Source organism: Streptomyces sp. NPDC017936 (genome assembly GCF_044328485.1).
GTDB lineage: Bacteria > Actinomycetota > Actinomycetes > Streptomycetales > Streptomycetaceae > Streptomyces.
Genome location: NZ_JBIRHK010000004.1, coordinates 221,496 through 236,879, shown reverse-complemented (window position 1 = coordinate 236,879; position 15,384 = coordinate 221,496). Strand labels below are relative to the sequence as shown.

The window sequence follows — 15,384 nt, the reverse complement described above, 5'->3', positions numbered from 1 at the left end:
GGCCGGACCGCGCCTCCCGCGCCGAAGCGCTCGCCCGGGAGGAGACGCCGGGACCCACGCGCGCGTGCCGGTCGGCGACACCGTTCCCGCCGCTCCCCGGCATGCGGCACGATGAAGGCATGGCACCCAGCAACGATCACCCCGGTGAGCAGCCGGCTCAGGACCCCGTCAAGCTGATCGCGATCCGTGACCGCGCGCTCTCCGTGGACGAGGTCTTCACGGCCGTCGGCGACGACGCGGCCGGCGGGACGGCACTCTTCGTGGGGACCGTGCGCAACCACGACGGGGGCGCCGACGTCGACGCGCTCGGGTACTCCTGCCATCCCAGTGCCGAGGCGGAGATGCGGCGGATCGCGGAGAAGGTGGCCGCCGAGTACCCGGTGCGGGCGCTCGCGGCCGTGCACCGGGTGGGAGACCTGTCGGTCGGCGATCTCGCCGTCGTCGTCGCCGTGTCGTGTCCGCACCGGGGCGAGGCCTTCGAGGCCTGCCGGAAGCTGATCGACGACCTCAAGCACGAGGTCCCCATCTGGAAGCACCAGAGGTTCTCCGACGGGACCGAGGAGTGGGTGGGCGCCTGCTGATCGCAGGTTCCCGGGCAGGGCCCCGCCCCGCGCCGGACTCCGGTTGCGTAACCGCACCCCTGCCGTGAGCGTTGTCAGTGCGAATGGTTAATCTGCTGATCAGTCAGTCGCGGTCGCTCGCATGGGGTTGGGAGGTCGGCATGGCGGCGCTTGCCTGGTTGCTGATTCCGCTGGTGGCTGCGATCGGTGCCGGTCTGTGGGGCAGCTGGGCCAACCGGACCCGCAAGGCCCGCGGCGACGGCCCCGAGCTGGACGGATACGCCAGGTTCCGGGCGGCCATGGAGAAGACCCACTCCGGTACGTGAGGTCCGTGACCCGGGCGGTGGCCCTGACGGTGCGCTGACAGAAGCGTCCCGTACTGTCGAGGCATGCCACGCCGCACCGCGACGATGCTCGCCTCCACCCTGATGCTGATCGCGCTCCTGTGCGCGGGAGTGCTCATCACCGTGCCGTACGCGGAGATGTCCCCGGGGCCCACGGTGAACACCCTGGGCGAGCACGACGGCGAGCCGGTGCTGCAGATCTCCGGCCGGAAGACCTACGACACGACCGGCCACCTCAACATGACCACCGTGCGGGTCACCAGCGCCGACTACCGGATGAACCTCGTCGAGGCCGTCTACGGATGGCTCGCGCACGACAACAAGGTCGTGCCGCACGACACGCTGTACCCGGACGGCAAGACCGAGGAGGAGTCCACCCAGGAGAACGCCGAGGAGTTCAGCCAGTCCCAGGAGAGCGCCAAGGTCGCCGCCCTGAAGGAACTGGACATCCCGGTGCAGTCCTGGGTGATCGTCTCCACCGTGGTGAAGGGCTCGCCCGCCGAGGGCAGGCTGCACGCCGGTGACGTGATCAAGGCCGTGGACGGCACGGCCGTCAAGCAGCCCTCCGACGTCGCGGAGCTGGTGACCAAGCACGAGCCCGGCGAGAAGGTCGTCTTCACGATCGTGCCGGCGAAGGAACAGGCCGCCGCCGAGAAGGAGAAGCGGACGGCGACCGAGAGCCGGAACGTGACGATCACCACGGCGGCCTCCGACGACAGCGGCGAGAAGCGGGCCATCGTCGGGATCTCGGCGGGGACCGACCACACCTTCCCCTTCACCATCGACATCAAGCTCGCCGACGTGGGCGGGCCGAGCGCCGGCCTGATGTTCGCGCTCGGCATCTACGACAAGCTCACCCCCGGCAGCCTCACCGGCGGGAAGTTCGTCGCCGGCACCGGGACCATCGACGACGACGGCAAGGTCGGACCGATCGGCGGCATCGAGATGAAGACCGTCGGCGCGCGCGACAAGGGCGCCCAGTACTTCCTCACGCCCGCCGACAACTGCGCGGCCGCCGCCAAGGACACCCCCGGCGGGCTCACGCTGGTCAAGGTCGGCACCATCGAGGACGCCCTCGGCGCACTGGAGGACATCCGCGACGGCGACACGGCCGGCCTGCCGAAGTGCACGGCCGGGTAGCCCGGCGGGCGGGAGCGCCGGCCGGGTCCGCCGCCGTCCGGAGCCGGCCGACTACTCCTCGAAGGTCGCCGACAGGGCGTCGGCCAGGCCCGGGACCAGACCGGAGCCCGTGAGGACCTCCGTCGACGCGTCCTTCTCCCGCAGCCGCAGGGCCGACTCGCGGGAGCCGTCCCGCAGCACGGCGACCGTCATCCGGACCTCCTGGCGGTCGGGGTGCTCCGCCACCCACCGGGCCAGCTTCGCCTCGCTCATCCCCTGCGGGACCTGGGCCTCGGCGGACGGGGGCAGCATCAGTCGCTCCACGGTCAGGGCGCAGCCGGCCACGGCGTCGGGCCAGGCGATCGTGGCCAGGAACTCGTCGAGCGGCTTGTCCGTTGGCACTTCGTCCTGCTCGATCGGGGTGAGACCCGTGGTCTCGGTCTCGTCCTCCAGACCGAGCTGGGCGGCGAGCGCGGGTTCCTCGACCCGCAGCCGTGCGGTGTCTACGAGGGCGAAGAGGCGGGCGGGCTGGTCCCAGCCGAGGCCGGAGGCGTACTCGTCGATCTCGAGCACGGCCCGGGTGAGCGGGCTCGCCGCCATGGGAGTGTTGGACATGGTCACAATCCTGCCTCGTTCCTGGACGGAATCGGGAACCGGGTAAACGGTGAGTAAGTTTCATAGGTGTGGGCCCACGATCACGGGGGGCCACCCACGGTCCACGAACACGCGGGCCTGACGGACTCAACAGCGACTTTCGAGGTGCACACCTTGGCTTTCCAGATGCCGGACCGCGGCGGAGGCCCGACAGGGCCGCGGATCAGAGTGGGACGCCCGTCCCGGCGTGTCCGGACCCTGCTCATGACACTGGGCGTCCTTGCCGTACTCGGCATGGCGTTCACGATGTTCGCCGGGTTCTGGACGGACTGGTTGTGGTACCGGTCGGTGAACTACTCGTCCGTCTTCACCACGACCCTGTGGACCAAGGTCGGTCTCTTCTTCGTCTTCGGCCTGCTGATGGCCCTCGCGGTCGGCCTGAACATCTGGCTGGCCCACCGGCTGCGTCCGCCGCTGAGCGCGATGTCGATGGAGCAGCAGAGCCTCGACCGCTACCGGATGGGCATCGCGCCGTACAAGAAGTGGCTGCTGTTCGGGATCACCGCCCTGGTCGGGCTGATCGCCGGCGCCTCGGCGTCCGGGCAGTGGCGCACCTGGCTGATGTGGGTCAACGGCGTGTCCTTCGGCCAGAAGGATCCGCAGTTCCACCTCGACGTGTCCTTCTACGCCTTCGACCTGCCCTGGTACCGGTTCCTGCTCGGCTTCGGCTTCGCCGCCACGATCCTCTCCCTGATCGCCGCCGCGCTCACCCACTACCTGTACGGCGGGCTGCGCGTCACCAGCCCCGGCGCGCGCGCCACGGCCGCGGCCACCGGGCACCTGTCGGTGCTGCTGGGCGTCTTCGTCGCGCTGAAGGCGGTCGCCTACTGGCTCGACCGGTACGGCCTGGCGGTGAAGTCCAGCGACTTCAAGGCCACCGACAACTGGACGGGCCTCAGGTACGTCGACGCCAACGCCTACCTGCCGGCCAAGACGATCCTGTTCTGCATCGCCGTCATCTGCGCGCTGCTGTTCTTCGCCACCCTGTGGCGGCGCACCTGGCAGCTCCCGGTGATCGGCTTCGGCCTGATGGTGCTCTCCGCGATCCTGATCGGCGGCCTGTACCCGGCGATCGTCCAGAAGTTCCAGGTCCAGCCGAACGAGCAGGCCAAGGAAGCCCCGTACGTCGAGAAGAACCTCAAGGCGACGCGTGAGGCCTACGGCATCGACGGCACCCAGGTCACCGAGTACTCGGGGACGAGCAACACCGAGGACAAGACGCGGCTGCGCGACGACGTCGACGCCACGGCGAGCATCCGCATCATGGATCCGAACATCGCGTCGCCGACGTTCCAGCAGCTCCAGCAGATGCGGAAATACTACGCCTTCCCGGACAACCTGGACGTCGACCGCTACAGCGTGAACGGCGAGGACCAGGACACGGTCATCGGCCTGCGCGAGCTGAACCTCGCGGGCGTGGACAAGCAGAACTGGATCAACAACCACTTCCGCTACACCCACGGCTACGGTGTGGTCGCCGCCAAGGGCACCACCGCCGACTCCGAGGGCCGGCCCTCCTTCACCGAGTCCAACCTGCCGTCCCAGGGGGTCCTCGGGCAGTACCAGCAGCGGATCTACTACGGCGAGAAGACGACCACGTACTCGATCGTCGGCGGTCCCCAGAAGGAGATCGACTACTCCGACGACAGCGGCGAGAAGACCACCAGCTACACCGGCAAGAGCGGCGTCAACCTCTCCAACCCGGTGAACCGGGCCGCCTACGCGGTGGCGTTCGGCGAGCCGCAGATCCTGTACTCCGGTGCGATCGGCGAGGGATCGCGGATCCTGTACAACCGGACGCCGAAGGAGCGCGTGGAGGCGGTCGCCCCGTGGCTGACGATCGACGGCGACGCCTATCCGGCGGTCGTCGGGGACAGGATCCAGTGGATCGTGGACGCGTACACGACCACCAACGGATACCCGTACGCCTCGCGCACGACCCTCGGTGACACGACGGCCGACTCGCTGACCGCCACCAACGACAACCGCGCGGTGGTGGCCCAGCAGAACCAGGTCAACTACATCCGGAACTCGGTGAAGGCGACCGTCGACGCGTACACCGGCGAGGTCAAGCTCTACCAGTGGGACACCGAGGACCCGGTCCTGAAGACCTGGATGAAGGCGTTCCCCGGCACGGTGGAGAAGAAGTCGGCCATCTCCACCGACCTGATGGCGCACCTGCGGTACCCGCAGGACCTGTTCAAGGTCCAGCGCGAGCTGCTCACCCGCTACCACGTGAAGGACGCGACGACGTTCCTCAGCGGCAGCGAGGTGTGGCAGGTGCCGGACGACCCGACCAACAAGTCGGGTGACGCGGTGCCGCCGTACTACCTGAGCATGAGGATGCCCGACCAGGCGGCGCAGGCGTTCTCGCTGACGACGACGTTCACGCCCAACGGCCGGGACAACCTCAGCGCGTTCATGGCCGTCGACTCCGAGGCCGGGACACCGGACTACGGCAAGATCAGAGTCCTGAAACTGCCGACGAGCACGACCGTCGACGGACCCAAGCAGGTGCAGAGCCAGTTCAACTCCGAACAGGACATCGCCGAGTCCATCAGGCTGCTGAGAGGCGGCGACTCGGAGGTCGAGTACGGCAACCTGCTGACGGTGCCGCTCGACGGAGGACTGCTCTACGTGGAGCCGGTCTACGTACGCGGTGGTGGACTCAAGTACCCGCTGCTGCGGAAGGTGTTGGTGACCTACGGAGGCGTCACCGCCTTCGAGGACACCCTCGACGAGGCCCTCAACAAGGTCTTCGGGGCGGAGGGCACGACACCGACGCCACCGGACGAGGGCGGCACCACGACCCCGCCGGCGTCCGGCGACGCGACGGTCCAGGAGGCGTTGAAGGACGCCCAGGAGGCCTTCACCGCCGGTCAGGAAGCACTGAAGAAGCCCGACTGGGACGCGTACGCCAAGGCGCAGAAGGACCTCGAGGCCGCACTGCAGCGCGCCGCGAAGGCACAGGCCGAGGCGGACAAGGCCGGAACGGGCGGAAGCGGCGGCAACAAGGCCGGAAGCAGCCCGAGTCCGAGCGCCAGTCCGGGCGCGGGCAGCGCACCGAGCGGCAAGCCCAGCAGCAGTCCCACCCCCGGGGCCAGCCCCAGCGGCTGACCGGCCCCGGCTGCCGGCGGGGCCGTCGAGCTGAGCGGCCGGTCGAAGCGGCTGGTCAAGGCCCACCTCGCGTCGTGATACGGTTGTGGAACACGGCGCGGGGTGGAGCAGCTCGGTAGCTCGCTGGGCTCATAACCCAGAGGTCGCAGGTTCAAATCCTGTCCCCGCTACTGAAAGCGAAGGCCCGGATCCTGAAAAGGATCCGGGCCTTCGTGGTGTGCGAACGCATGTACTCGGAACTCGTACCGCCGTGCCGCCTCGGGTAGTTGGGGGAACTGTGTTTGACTTGTCTCTCTGTGGGCATGTCGACAAAACGCTGAAGTGACCTCACGGGCTGCGGTATACCAGGTGTACCCGGGTTGCAGGTGGTGCGACGATGGACGTTATGGGGGACAAGGCAACTCTGTACGGGACAGGGCGGTTTGTGCGGCCTTCCAGTGAGGAAGCGACCCTGGACGAGAGTGACGAGAGTGCGGACGACAACCGGGAGATGAACCGGGACGAGACGGGGGAGGCCGTCGAGGAGGTCCGCCGACGGCTGGCCGCCGAGGCCGGCGACGTCGAGGCGATGAGCGTTCTCGGGGCCATGCTGCTGCGCCGCGGTGATCTCGACGGCGCCGAGCCCCATCTGCGGGCCGCGACCGCGGCCGGCGACCGTGCCGCCGCCAACAACCTCGGTGTCCTCCTCCACCAGCGCGGCTACGCCGACGACGCCGCCGGATGGTGGCGGGTCGCCGCCGTCGCCGGTTCCGCGGCCGCCGCGCACGCGCTGGGCCGCCATCACCGTGAGCGCGGGGACGAGCCCGCCGCCGAGTACTGGCTGCGCCAGTCCGCCGAGCAGGGACATGTGCTGGGCGCGTACGCCCTGGCCGACCTGCTGGAGCACCGCGGGGACCGGGAGGCCGAGCGGTGGATGCGGGCCGCGGCCGAGCGGGGGCACCGGGAGGCGGCGTACCGGCTGGCGCGCGCCCTCGACCGGCCGCCGGGGGCGCGGACCGCCGACGGCGAGACGGACGTCGCCGAACCGGGGGGCCCCGCGTCGGCGGAGGCCGAGCAGTGGTACAGACAGGCCGCCGCGCGCGGCCACCGGCGGGCCGCCCTGTACCTCGGCGCGATCCTGGAGAGGCGGGGCGATCTCAAGGAGGCCGGTCGCTGGTACCTGACGTCCGCCAAGGACGGCGAACCGCAGGCCGCCTGCGCGCTCGGGTTCCTGCTGCGCGACGCCGGCGACACGGAGAACGCCGCCATGTGGTGGCTGCGGGCCGCGCAGGACGGCGACGGCAACGCGGCGAACGCGCTGGGCGCGCTGTACGCCGAGCGGGGCCAGACCCAGACCGCCGAGCGCTGGTACCGGGCCGCGATGGACGCCGGTGACGACAACGGCGCCTACAACCTCGGGCTGCTCTGCGCCGAGCAGGGCCGCACCTCCCAGGCCGAGCAGTGGTACCGGCGCGCCGCCTACGCGGGGCACCGGGAGGCGGCCAACGCCCTCGCCGTCCTGCTGCTCCAGGGCGGGGACACGGCCGGCGCCGAGCCGTGGTTCTCCAAGGCCGCGGAGGCGGGGAGCGTCGACGCCGCGTTCAACCTGGGCATCCTGTTCGCGGGGCGGGGCGAGGACGAACACGCGCTGCGCTGGTACGAGCGGGCGGCGGCGGCCGGGCACACCGAGGCCGCGCTCCAGGTGGGAATGGCGCGGCTGCGCGACGGGGACGAACAGGAGGCCGAACGGCATCTGCGGTGCGCCGCCGGCGGGGGGAACGCGGAGGCGGCGTACCGGCTGGCGGCCGTGCTGGACGCGCGCCGGCCGCCCGCGCCCGCGCATGAGCTCGGGGAGCCGGCGCACGAGAAGACCGAGTGCGAGGAGTGGTACGAGCGGGCGGCCTCCCAGGGGCACCGGCGGGCGCAGGTGCGGGTCGGCATGCTGGCCGCCGCGCGGGGCGACGTGGTGGAGGCGGCCCGGTGGTACCGGCAGGCCGCCGAGGCCGGGTCCCGCAACGGCGCCTTCAACCTCGGGCTGCTGCTGGCCCGTGAGGGGAGCGAGCCGGAGGCGGCCGTCTGGTGGACCCGGGCGGCCGACGCCGGCCACGGCCGGGCGGCGCTGCGGCTCGCCCTCGTCTACGCGCGTCGCGGCGAGCTGGCGGAAGGCCAGCGCTGGGCGGACCGGGCGGTGGCGCTGGGGCCCCGCGAGGTGGCGGAACGCGCGGCTCGCCTGCGGGACGCCCTGCGGGAGGAACTGTCCGCCTAGCGGCACCCCGGGCGGGAGCCGGGCACCGCCGTGCCGCGCGGGAACCCGGTGGCGGCCCGCCCGGGACCGGACGGTCGCGGCCGGCCGCGCGCCCCCGACCGGGGACCGGACCGTCGTCGCGGCCCCGCCGTCGCGGTCCCGACCGGTGGCTGACGGCGCCCCGAGCCCGTCGCCCGTCCGTGCCCGAGCCGGGACCGGGCCGAGTCCGGCCGCGCCGAATCCGGCCAGGCCTGGTCCGACCTGGTCCGGCGGATGCGGGCCCGGCGGATGCGGGCCCGGCGGGGGCGAGCACCGCACCCGGTCCTCTCTGAGCCCGTGCCCCCGCACCCCTGCACCCCCGCGCCTCCACGCCACCACGCCCCCGCCCCGTCCTCGGCCGGCGCCGAACCGGCCCAGGACAGTGATTTGCCTCTTCCCGCCGTATTGACGTAACGTTGCCTTCATCGACGCGGGGTGGAGCAGCTCGGTAGCTCGCTGGGCTCATAACCCAGAGGTCGCAGGTTCAAATCCTGTCCCCGCTACTGAAGCCCGAAGGGCCCGGATCCCAGGATCCGGGCCCTTCGGCGTGTCCGCCCGCCCCGAGCCCGCCCGGCCGCCTCCGGCGACGAAAAAGGGCCCCGGCACTCATCGTGCCGGGGCCCTTTCGCGGACCTGGGTGCCTCGTGCCCTCACGCCGCCGCGCAGTTCGGGCAGATGCCGCGGTACGTCACCTCGACGTCCGAGACCGCGAAGCCGAAGCGCTCGGAGTCGGGCAGGTCGGCCAGCGGGTTGCCGCTCGGGTGGACGTCGCGGATCGCGCCGCACCGCGCGCAGACGAGGTGGTGGTGCGGACGGTGGGCGTTGGGGTCGTACCGCTTGGCGCGCTTGTCGGTGGCGACCTCGATGACCTCGCCGAGCGACACGAGTTCACCCAGCGTGTTGTACACGGTCGCCCGGGAGATCTCGGGCAGCTTGGCCACGGCCCGGGCGTGCACCTCGTCGGCCGTCAGGTGGACGTGATCGCCTTCGAGGACCTCGGCCACGACGCGCCGCTGCGCGGTCATCCGCCATCCGCGGCCGCGCAGCCGTTCCAGAAGGTCACTCATACGAATCAGCCTAACAGCAGGGGGACCAGGTCCCGAACGGGTGTGACTTTGGAGCCTCACTTGACTTAGACATTGTCCATTGTAGGATCAGGATCGGCTTCGGCCAAGCCGCAGGAGCAGGAGAAATCAGGTCCAGGCGGTCCAGGAAGAAGCGACGTCGGCACCATGAACGAGCGACGGCGGGGTCAGCGCCCCGCCGTCCGCGCGCCCGTGGTTCCCGAGCCCGTGATCCGCCCAGCCCCCCAAAAGGATTCCCCCATGACCGAGAACCATGACGCGATCGTCACTGACGAGAAGCCGGCGGAGGCAGGCAAGTGCCCGGTCGCGCACGGGCGCGCCGCGCACCCCACCCAGGGCGGCGGAAACCGCCAGTGGTGGCCGGATCGCCTCAACCTGAAGATCCTCGCGAAGAACCCCGCCGTGGCGAACCCGCTGGGCGAGGAGTTCGACTACGCCGAGGCCTTCCAGTCGCTGGACCTCCCCGCCGTCAAGCGTGACATCGCCGAGGTGCTCACCACCTCGCAGGACTGGTGGCCGGCCGACTTCGGTCACTACGGCCCGCTGATCGTCCGTATGGCCTGGCACAGCGCCGGCACCTACCGGATCAGCGACGGCCGCGGTGGCGCCGGCGCCGGTCAGCAGCGCTTCGCCCCCCTGAACAGCTGGCCGGACAACGCCAACCTCGACAAGGCCCGCCGTCTGCTGTGGCCGGTCAAGAAGAAGTACGGCCAGAGCCTGTCCTGGGCCGACCTCATGATCCTCGCGGGCAACGTCGCCCTGGAGACGATGGGCTTCAAGACCTTCGGCTTCGCCGGCGGCCGCGCGGACGTGTGGGAGCCCGACGAGGACGTGTACTGGGGCCCCGAGACCACCTGGCTCGACGACCAGCGCTACTCCGGCGACCGTGAGCTGGAGGAGCCCCTCGGCGCGGTCCAGATGGGTCTGATCTACGTCAACCCGGAGGGCCCGAACGGCAACCCGGACCCGATCGCCTCGGCCCGCGACATCCGCGAGACCTTCCGCCGCATGGCGATGAACGACGAGGAGACGGTCGCCCTGATCGCGGGCGGTCACACCTTCGGCAAGACCCACGGCGCCGGCCCGGCCGACCACGTCGGCAACGACCCCGAGGCCGCCTCGCTCGAGGAGCAGGGCCTGGGCTGGAAGAGCACCTACCGCAGCGGCAAGGGCGGCGACACGATCACCAGTGGCCTCGAGGTCACCTGGACCACCACGCCCACCCAGTGGAGCAACGGCTTCTTCAAGAACCTCTTCGAGTTCGAGTACGAGCTGACCGAGTCCCCGGCCGGCGCCAAGCAGTGGGTGGCCAAGGACGCCGAGGCCATCGTCCCCGACGCGCACGACCCGTCGAAGAAGCACCGGCCGACGATGCTCACCACCGACCTGGCGCTGCGCTTCGACCCGGTCTACGAGCAGATCTCGCGCCGCTTCTACGAGAACCCCGACGAGTTCGCGGACGCCTTCGCGCGGGCCTGGTTCAAGCTCACCCACCGTGACATGGGCCCGGTCGTGCGCTACCTCGGCCCGGAGGTCCCCTCCGAGACGCTGATCTGGCAGGACCCGCTGCCGGAGCGCACCCACGAGCTGATCGACGCCGCGGACGTCGCCTCCCTCAAGGCGAAGGTCCTCGAGTCGGGCCTGTCGGTGTCCGAGCTGGTGTCCACCGCGTGGGCGTCGGCCGCCTCCTTCCGCGGCAGCGACAAGCGCGGCGGCGCCAACGGCGCCCGCATCCGCCTCGAGCCGCAGATCGGCTGGGAGGTCAACGAGCCCGACCGCCTGCGCTCGGTGCTGCGCACCCTGGAGGGCGTCCAGGAGTCCTTCAACGCCGCCCAGACCGGCGGCAAGCAGGTCTCGCTGGCCGACCTGATCGTGCTCGCGGGTGCCGCGGGCGTGGAGAAGGCCGCCAAGGACGCCGGCTTCGACGTCGAGGTGCCCTTCACCCCGGGCCGGGTCGACGCCACGCAGGAGCAGACGGACGTGGAGTCCTTCGCCGCGCTCGAGCCGAAGGCCGACGGCTTCCGCAACTACGTCGGCAAGGGCCAGCGCCTGCCCGCCGAGTACCTGCTGATCGACAAGGCGAACCTGCTGAACCTGAGCGCGCCCGAGCTGACGGTCCTCGTCGGCGGCCTGCGCGTCCTGGGTGCGAACTACCAGCAGTCGAAGCACGGCGTCTTCACCGACCGGCCCGGCACGCTGACGAACGACTTCTTCGTCAACCTGCTCGACCTGGGCACGACGTGGAAGTCGACGTCCGAGGACCAGACCACGTACGAGGGCCGCGACGCGGCCACGGGCGAGGTCAAGTGGACCGGCACCCGCGCCGACCTGGTCTTCGGCTCGAACTCCGAACTGCGCGCGCTCGCGGAGGTCTACGCGAGCGACGACGCGAAGGAGAAGTTCGTGAACGACTTCGTCGCCGCGTGGGCCAAGGTCTCGGACCTGGACCGGTTCGACCTGGTCTGAGCCTGACGGCACGCACCGCGTGAACCGAGCGACGGGCCGGATCCCCCCGTGGGGGTCCGGCCCGTTCGCGTGCCCGGACGGGGCCCGGGGCGGGTCCCGCCCGCTCAGGCCGGGATCCGCTCCCGGGCCGGCACCCAGCAGCGGATGATGTCGCGGACCGAGACGATGCCGACGGGCCCGCCGCGGTCGAGGACGACGAGATGGCGGAAGCCGCCGTCGGTCATGGCGCGGGCCGCCTCTTCCAGGGTCCAGGTCGGGGCGGCGAAGACGACGTCGGTGGTGGTGTGGGCGTGGACGGGCTCCGTGTCCGGGTCCTGGCCCAGGCCGACGGAGTCGAGGACGTCCCGTTCGGTGAGGATGCCGATGCCGCCGGCGTCCGGGTCGTGGACCACGGCCGCGCCGACGCGGCGTGCGGACATCAGGGCGGCGGCCTGACGGAGGGTGTGGGTGGGGCCGATGGTGAGGACCACCGAGCTCATGGCGTCGCGGACGAGCATGGGTTCCGGGTCACCTCCTGGGAACCGCCCGGACCACCGGGGTGGTTCAGCGGTTCACAAGTTCACACATTGAGGGTGGCCCCAGAGTCCCAGGTAAAGCACGGGTCAACAAGGGGGCGCGCGCGACCAATTGAGGGCGCACGCGCTCATGTGTGTCGGTCAGTCGCGCTGGTTCAGATACCCCAGCAGCTCGTCGTGGAGCAGGCCGTTGGACGCGGCCGCGTTGCCGCTGTGCGGGCCCGGCCGCCCGTCGAGACCGGTGAAGGTGCCGCCGGCCTCCGTCACGACGATCGCGTTGGCCGCCATGTCCCACAGGGACAGCTCGGGCTCGGCGCACAGGTCCACCGAACCCTCGGCGACCATCATGTACGGCCAGAAGTCGCCGTACGCGCGCGTGCGCCACACCTCCCGGGTGAGGTCGAGGAAGCCGTCGAGCCGCCCCTGCTCCTCCCAGCCGCTCAGCGAGGAGTACGCGAAGGAGGCGTCCGAGAGCTTCGAGACCCGGGAGACGTGCAGCCGGGAGGCGGAGGAGAGGCTGCGCCCGGTGTAGGCGCCGTGGCCCTTCGCCGCCCACCAGCGGCGGCCCAGGGCGGGCGCGGAGACGACGCCGACGACGGGCCGGTAGCCGCCCTCCGCCGCTTCCATCAGGGAGATCAGCGTGGCCCAGACCGGGACGCCGCGCACGTAGTTCTTGGTGCCGTCGATCGGGTCGATCACCCAGCGGCGGGGGCCGGTCCCCTCGACGCCGTACTCCTCGCCGAGGACCGCGTCGCGCGGGCGGGCACGCTGGAGCTGGCCGCGGATGATCTCCTCGGCGGCCTTGTCGGCCTCGCTCACCGGGGTCATGTCCGGTTTGGTCTCGACCTTGAGGTCGAGGGCCTTGAAGCGGTCCATGGTCGCGGCGTCGGCGGCGTCCGCGAGGACGTGCGCGAGACGGAGGTCGTCGAGGTAGTCCGGCATGGGACAAACGGTATCCGCCGAGGTCGGCCCGGTGCCACACCGGGGCTTCGGGGAGCGGACGGTCCGGCGCCCGCCCGGCGGGCGTGAGCACGTGCCCGCGGTCCGCCCGGGCGTCGGCGCCCCCTCCCGCCCCCGACTCCGGGGCGCACGGCCCCCTCCGCCCTCCCGCGGCCCCTTGACAGTGCCTGAGCACGCGTCAAATCTGGGCGCAGAGCCGCTCGCCCCAGGGAGGCGATGATGCCGGCAGCCCGGGATTCCCTACTGGACGCCGCCTTGACGGCGCTCGCGCGCCGGCCGTGGGCCGCGGTGCGCATGGTGGACGTCGCCGCCGCGGCCGGGGTGTCCCGGCAGACGCTGTACAACGAGTTCGGCAGCAAGGAAGGGCTGGCCCGGGCGCTCGTCAGGCGGGAGGCCGACGGCTACCTCGCCGGCGTCGAGCGGGCGCTGGCCGTGCGCGGCGACGCCCGGGAGCGGCTCACCGCCACCGCCGAGTGGACGGCGTCGGTGGCCCGGACCAACGTGCTCGTGCGGGCCGTGCTCACCGGGTGCTGGACCGAACGACTGCCGGCGCCGACGCTGTCGGCCGTGCCGTCCTCCTCCTCGGTGCCCGCGCAGCGCCGGGCGGACGGGCCGCTGCCCTCACCCGGCGACCTCGTGGCGATCGTCCGGGACCGGGCCGTGGCCGCGCTCACCGGCCCCGGGGCGACGCCGGACACCACCGAACTGGCCCGCTCCTGCGAGCTGGCCGTCCGGCTCGCGCTGTCCTGCGTGACCGCCCCGCCCGGCGAGGGCGGGGTCGCGGACCTGGTGCGCGGCGCACTGCACCGGCAACCCGTCGGCTAGCGCGCGGCCGACGCGGCACCGGCGGCTGCGCCTAGTGCGCCGACCCCGACAACTGCAGCCCGATCACCCCGATGATCACCAGGCTGATCGAGACGATCTTCAGGACCGACACCAGGTCGCCCAGGAAGATCATCCCGTAGATCGCGGTGCCCGCGGCCCCGATGCCGGTCCACACGGCGTACGCGGGACCGACGTCGAGCTTCTTCAGGGACAGGGTCAGCAGACCGAAGCTGCCGAGGGCGAAGACGCAGAAGGCGATCGTCGGCCACAGCCGGGTGAAGCCGTGGGAGAGCTTCAGGCAGACGGCGAAGCCGGTCTCGAGCAGTCCCGCGACGATGACCAGCAGCCACGCCATGTGCTGTCCTCCCGTGTGTGCGGCTCGGTGCGATTATGCACTTACCGGCCTCACGGCCCCACAAACAACGCGGAGGTCGGTCGACTCCCGCCGGTCACCTCCCGTTTCCGTCAGTCGCCTTCCGTGCGCTCCCGCGTGGACAGCAGCCGCCGCAGCGAGTACAGCCGCGCGGGATCCGCGTGGCCCTCGGCCACCCATGCGTCCAGCGCGCAGTCCTTCTCGTCGTGGCTGCACGCGCGCGGGCAGTCCACCGTGCCCGGCTCCAGGTCGGGGAAGGCGTGGATCACCCGGGACGGATCGATGTGGGCGAGGCCGAAGGACCGTACGCCCGGGGTGTCGATGACCCAGTCGTCCGTGCCCGCCAGGGGGAGGGCGAGTGCGGACGTCGTGGTGTGGCGGCCGCGTCCGGTCACCGCGTTCACATGGCCCGTCAGCCGCCGCCGCTCCTCGGGGACCAGCGCGTTGACCAGGGTCGTCTTGCCGACGCCGGAGTGTCCGACGAACGCCGTGTTCCGTCCCGCCAGGTGCTCGCGCACCCGGTCCGCCGCGTCGCCGTTCTCCAGTTCCTCGCGGCTGGTGACGACGTACGGGATGTCGAGGTCGCCGTAGAGCTCCAGGAGCTTGTCCGGCGGGGCCAGGTCCGACTTCGTCATGACCAGCAGGGGTTCCAGGCCGCCGTCGTAGGCCGCCACCAGGCAGCGGTCGATCAGGCGGGGGCGGGGCTCGGGGTCGGCCAGGGCCGTGACGATCGCCAGCTGGTCGGCGTTGGCGACCACCACCCGCTCGTAGGGGTCGTCGTCGTCCGCGGTGCGGCGCAGCACCGAGGTGCGCTCCTCGATGCGGACGATGCGCGCGAGGGTGTCCTTCATGCCGGACAGGTCGCCGACCAGGGCGACCCGGTCGCCCACGACCGCCGCCTTGCGGCCGAGCTCGCGGGCCTTCATGGCCATCACGACCCGGTCGTCGACGAGACACGTCAGACGGCCGCGGTCGACGGTGAGGACCATGCCCTCGGCCGCGTCCTCGTGCTTGGGCCGGATGTTCGTCCGGGGGCGGTTGCCCTTGCGGTTCGGACGGCTGCGGATGTCGTCCTCGTCGGTGTGCTTGCCGTAGCGGCGCAT

The 15,384-nt window shown here is 71.5% G+C and carries 13 protein-coding genes and 2 tRNA genes; 9 read left to right on the top strand and 6 right to left on the bottom strand.

Translation table 11 applies throughout. The features are described 5' to 3' along the window. Positions 1-119 precede the first annotated feature (119 nt). The 3 genes from ACH4F6_RS10530 (at position 120) to ACH4F6_RS10520 (ending at position 2,044) form a co-directional block, all read left to right on the top strand. Positions 120-581: a molybdenum cofactor biosynthesis protein MoaE gene (locus tag ACH4F6_RS10530; protein WP_397959534.1), complete on the top strand. Its 462-nt coding sequence runs from the start codon at positions 120-122 to the stop codon at positions 579-581. A gap of 173 nt (positions 582-754) precedes the next feature. Then, positions 755-886, top strand: a complete 132-nt coding sequence (locus tag ACH4F6_RS10525; protein ID WP_397959850.1) for a hypothetical protein — start codon at positions 755-757, stop codon at positions 884-886. Between the two features lie 63 nt (positions 887-949). Then, positions 950-2,044 (top strand): PDZ domain-containing protein, encoded by a 1,095-nt coding sequence (locus tag ACH4F6_RS10520; protein WP_397959533.1) that lies wholly within the window; start codon positions 950-952, stop codon positions 2,042-2,044. Between the two features lie 51 nt (positions 2,045-2,095). Here ACH4F6_RS10520 and ACH4F6_RS10515 read toward each other — a convergent pair whose 3' ends face one another. Next, positions 2,096-2,638, bottom strand: coding sequence for a PPA1309 family protein (locus ACH4F6_RS10515; protein WP_397959532.1), 543 nt, complete (start codon positions 2,636-2,638; stop codon positions 2,096-2,098). A 165-nt stretch (positions 2,639-2,803) separates the two neighbouring features. Here ACH4F6_RS10515 and ACH4F6_RS10510 point away from each other — a divergent pair, with 165 nt between their 5' ends. The 4 genes from ACH4F6_RS10510 to ACH4F6_RS10495 all read left to right on the top strand — a co-directional run bounded on the left by ACH4F6_RS10510 (position 2,804) and on the right by ACH4F6_RS10495 (position 8,560). Beyond that, a complete protein-coding gene (locus ACH4F6_RS10510) occupies positions 2,804-5,794 on the top strand; it encodes a UPF0182 family protein (RefSeq protein ID WP_397959838.1) in 2,991 nt (996 codons plus the stop codon). A gap of 96 nt (positions 5,795-5,890) precedes the next feature. Continuing rightward, a tRNA-Met gene (locus ACH4F6_RS10505) sits at positions 5,891-5,964 on the top strand. Between the two features lie 206 nt (positions 5,965-6,170). Further along, positions 6,171-8,039, top strand: coding sequence for a sel1 repeat family protein (locus tag ACH4F6_RS10500; protein WP_397959531.1), 1,869 nt, complete (start codon positions 6,171-6,173; stop codon positions 8,037-8,039). Positions 8,040-8,486: 447 nt separating this feature from the next. Further along, positions 8,487-8,560: transfer RNA gene (locus ACH4F6_RS10495), tRNA-Met, on the top strand. Positions 8,561-8,707: 147 nt separating this feature from the next. Here the strand turns inward: ACH4F6_RS10495 and ACH4F6_RS10490 are convergent. Further along, entirely contained in the window at positions 8,708-9,124 is a 417-nt protein-coding gene (locus ACH4F6_RS10490) for a Fur family transcriptional regulator (RefSeq protein ID WP_397959530.1), read from the bottom strand. A 258-nt stretch (positions 9,125-9,382) separates the two neighbouring features. Here ACH4F6_RS10490 and katG point away from each other — a divergent pair, with 258 nt between their 5' ends. Beyond that, complete coding sequence (katG, locus tag ACH4F6_RS10485) at positions 9,383-11,608, top strand: catalase/peroxidase HPI (protein ID WP_397959529.1); 2,226 nt, start codon at positions 9,383-9,385, stop codon at positions 11,606-11,608. Between the two features lie 104 nt (positions 11,609-11,712). Here the strand turns inward: katG and ACH4F6_RS10480 are convergent, their stop codons facing one another. Together ACH4F6_RS10480 and hisN are read right to left on the bottom strand one after the other, a co-directional pair. Continuing rightward, a complete protein-coding gene (locus ACH4F6_RS10480; protein WP_397959528.1) occupies positions 11,713-12,105 on the bottom strand; it encodes a cyclic nucleotide-binding/CBS domain-containing protein in 393 nt (130 codons plus the stop codon). 159 nt (positions 12,106-12,264) lie between these two features. Continuing rightward, positions 12,265-13,065, bottom strand: a complete 801-nt coding sequence (gene hisN / locus ACH4F6_RS10475; protein WP_397959527.1) for a histidinol-phosphatase — start codon at positions 13,063-13,065, stop codon at positions 12,265-12,267. Positions 13,066-13,299: 234 nt separating this feature from the next. On the opposite strand from hisN, the gene ACH4F6_RS10470 reads away from it, so the two are divergent. Next, positions 13,300-13,908 (top strand): TetR/AcrR family transcriptional regulator, encoded by a 609-nt coding sequence (locus tag ACH4F6_RS10470; protein WP_397959526.1) that lies wholly within the window; start codon positions 13,300-13,302, stop codon positions 13,906-13,908. A gap of 31 nt (positions 13,909-13,939) precedes the next feature. Here the strand turns inward: ACH4F6_RS10470 and ACH4F6_RS10465 are convergent, their stop codons facing one another. Together ACH4F6_RS10465 and rsgA are read right to left on the bottom strand one after the other, a co-directional pair. After that, positions 13,940-14,263: a DMT family transporter gene (locus tag ACH4F6_RS10465; RefSeq protein WP_397959525.1), complete on the bottom strand. Its 324-nt coding sequence runs from the start codon at positions 14,261-14,263 to the stop codon at positions 13,940-13,942. A gap of 110 nt (positions 14,264-14,373) precedes the next feature. Continuing rightward, on the bottom strand, positions 14,374-15,384 hold the full coding sequence (gene rsgA / locus ACH4F6_RS10460; protein ID WP_397959524.1) for a ribosome small subunit-dependent GTPase A: 1,011 nt from the start codon (positions 15,382-15,384) through the stop codon (positions 14,374-14,376).

Bases quoted from the DNA above. Each gene is read 5' to 3' on its own strand.
- ACH4F6_RS10530 (WP_397959534.1), top strand. From the start codon at position 120: ATGGCACCCAGCAACGATCACCCCGGTGAGCAGCCGGCTCAGGACCCC.
- ACH4F6_RS10520 (WP_397959533.1), top strand. From the start codon at position 950: ATGCCACGCCGCACCGCGACGATGCTCGCCTCCACCCTGATGCTGATC.
- ACH4F6_RS10515 (WP_397959532.1), bottom strand. From the start codon at position 2,638: ATGTCCAACACTCCCATGGCGGCGAGCCCGCTCACCCGGGCCGTGCTC.
- ACH4F6_RS10510 (WP_397959838.1), top strand. From the start codon at position 2,804: ATGCCGGACCGCGGCGGAGGCCCGACAGGGCCGCGGATCAGAGTGGGA.
- ACH4F6_RS10500 (WP_397959531.1), top strand. From the start codon at position 6,171: ATGGACGTTATGGGGGACAAGGCAACTCTGTACGGGACAGGGCGGTTT.
- ACH4F6_RS10490 (WP_397959530.1), bottom strand. From the start codon at position 9,124: ATGAGTGACCTTCTGGAACGGCTGCGCGGCCGCGGATGGCGGATGACC.
- katG (WP_397959529.1), top strand. From the start codon at position 9,383: ATGACCGAGAACCATGACGCGATCGTCACTGACGAGAAGCCGGCGGAG.
- ACH4F6_RS10480 (WP_397959528.1), bottom strand. From the start codon at position 12,105: ATGCTCGTCCGCGACGCCATGAGCTCGGTGGTCCTCACCATCGGCCCC.
- hisN (WP_397959527.1), bottom strand. From the start codon at position 13,065: ATGCCGGACTACCTCGACGACCTCCGTCTCGCGCACGTCCTCGCGGAC.
- ACH4F6_RS10470 (WP_397959526.1), top strand. From the start codon at position 13,300: ATGATGCCGGCAGCCCGGGATTCCCTACTGGACGCCGCCTTGACGGCG.
- ACH4F6_RS10465 (WP_397959525.1), bottom strand. From the start codon at position 14,263: ATGGCGTGGCTGCTGGTCATCGTCGCGGGACTGCTCGAGACCGGCTTC.
- rsgA (WP_397959524.1), bottom strand. From the start codon at position 15,384: ATGCGCCGCTACGGCAAGCACACCGACGAGGACGACATCCGCAGCCGT.